The organism is Ferroacidibacillus organovorans, from assembly GCF_001516615.1.
Lineage (GTDB): Bacteria > Bacillota > Bacilli > Alicyclobacillales > SLC66 > Ferroacidibacillus > Ferroacidibacillus ferrooxidans_B.
Genome location: NZ_LPVJ01000010.1, coordinates 1 through 1,938 on the forward strand (window position 1 = coordinate 1; position 1,938 = coordinate 1,938).

Here is a 1,938-nt window from a genome sequence, read left to right on the forward strand (position 1 = left end):
TCGAGCCCGTTTTCTTTCGCCGTTTCAACGATGCTATACGTGATCGCGCTCGCCCGTGCTCCTCTTGGTGTATTTGAGAATAACCAGGCCTTTCTTCCCATCACAAACGGTTTGATCGAACGTTCCGCGCGGTTGTTGTCGATCTCCAAATGGCCATCTTGCATATACACCTCAAGCTTACTCCACTGATTCAGACCATAATGAATCGCCTCGCCCAGTTTACTTTTGGGGAGAACGTGGTCGTTTTGTGCTTGGAGCCATGCCAAAAACGCATCCAGAATCGGTCGGCTTTTCTCTTGCCGTACCTCAAACCGTTTCTCTGGCGGATCATCCTTCAGACTTCGTTCAATCTTATACAGTTGGTTGCAATAATCCAATCCAATCTGTGCCGCTACGGGTGCATTTTTCTTTTGCACAGGCAACGCCTTGATCGCTTCATCGAATCGCCTTCTCAAATGCGCCATGCAGCCGACCAACGTGACATCCGGCAGATGATGGTATCCCGGGTAGCCATCCACGTGAAGGTATCCCTTGAACCCTTTAAGAAATTCTTTGGGATGCTCCTTGGCGCGCGTTTCCTGGTACTCGTAGAGCACGATGGGAACTCCACCGTTTCCGCTTCGATACAGCCACAGATACGATTTGCTTTGGGCTTCTCTTCCGGGCTCGTGAAGCACTTGCAACGTCGTCTCATCCGCATGGAGGTAGGTTTGCTTGAGCAGTTCCTCATGCAATCGATCGTAGATCGTGCTCAGCCATTGGTTCGCACCATGCAAAACCCAATTGGCCAAGGTTTGCCGAGATAACATCACCCCGCGACGATGCAGTTGCTGTTCAAGCCGATACAGCGGCATGCCCTCAACGTATTTCTTGTTCATCACATACGCGAGCGCTGAAGCAGACGCCAAACTGCCCGGATAAGCAGGTCGCGGCATTGGCGCGATGACAATCGGCGTGTGGATTTCATTTTTCTCACAGTGACGGCATCCGTAGACGTACTGGACGTGTTCGAGAACCTTCACTTGCGCGGGGATGATCTTGAGTTCCTTGCGCACCTGCGTGCTCATCTCGTGCGTTTTGCTGCCACAGCACGAGCAGACTTGCTCCGCTTCGGAAAGACGGTACTCGATGCGCTCCACCGGTAGATTCTTGAGGAGTTCCTCGCGCTGGCCTTGCTTCTTCTTACGTTCATACGTGATCGTTTCCGTTTCGACGTCCGACTCGGTCGCCTCAGGCTCTGCATCTGCTTCGACTTCTGCCTCATTAAAAAGCAGTCGCATCTGTTCAGACCCATCGCTTGTTTTCTCACTGGATGCACCAAAACGCTTTTGTGCGTTGAGACGAAGTCGCTCTTCATACCAAGCCAGTTTCAGTCGTAAATCTGCGTTTTGTTGCTCCAAGTGTACAACGCGATGTTGCAGCGTTTCGAGAGGAGACGTGGTGTCGTTCGTCGCTTGTGTCATACCTCTTTATTTCGACAAATCCCCCGTATTTTCCTGTTAAAACGCGGGTTTTTCAAAGAAAAAAACCATTCAAATGATCGTTCGCGCACGCACTTCGGCATGCGCATGACGCTGTGAAAGAGACAGCCCATCCAAGAGCCATCGCAGTTCTCTGCGGCGAATCGTGAGGGTTTCCCCTTCTTGCAGGGATGGCCATTGAAAGCGCCCTCGCTCCAAGCGTCGGTAGTGCAGCCAAAATCCGCATTCATCCCACGCGAGTAATTTAATTTTGTCACGTTGGCGATTGCAAAAGACAAAAATGGCTGGGGAGAAGGGATCGAGTTCAAACGCATGTTGCACGAGAACGGCGAGTCCATCGATCGACTTTCGCATATCCGTGTACTCGCCAGCCAAATAGACGTGTCCCGCATAACTGCTATCGATCATGGCTGTGAGAGCACACGCACGACGTCGACTAGCAATTGGCGATTAAAAC

At 51.5% G+C, this 1,938-nt stretch carries 2 protein-coding genes; both read right to left on the bottom strand.

Features of this window, described 5'->3' with window-relative positions:
• A partial coding sequence (gene tnpC, locus ATW55_RS04610; protein ID WP_067713162.1) for an IS66 family transposase occupies positions 1-1,463 on the bottom strand: 1,463 nt, incomplete at its 3' end.
• A gap of 69 nt (positions 1,464-1,532) precedes the next feature.
• Positions 1,533-1,889: an IS66 family insertion sequence element accessory protein TnpB gene (gene tnpB / locus ATW55_RS04615; RefSeq protein ID WP_067713165.1), complete on the bottom strand. Its 357-nt coding sequence runs from the start codon at positions 1,887-1,889 to the stop codon at positions 1,533-1,535.
• Positions 1,890-1,938 lie beyond the last annotated feature (49 nt).

Bases quoted from the DNA above. Each gene is read 5' to 3' on its own strand.
- tnpB (WP_067713165.1), bottom strand. From the start codon at position 1,889: ATGATCGATAGCAGTTATGCGGGACACGTCTATTTGGCTGGCGAGTAC.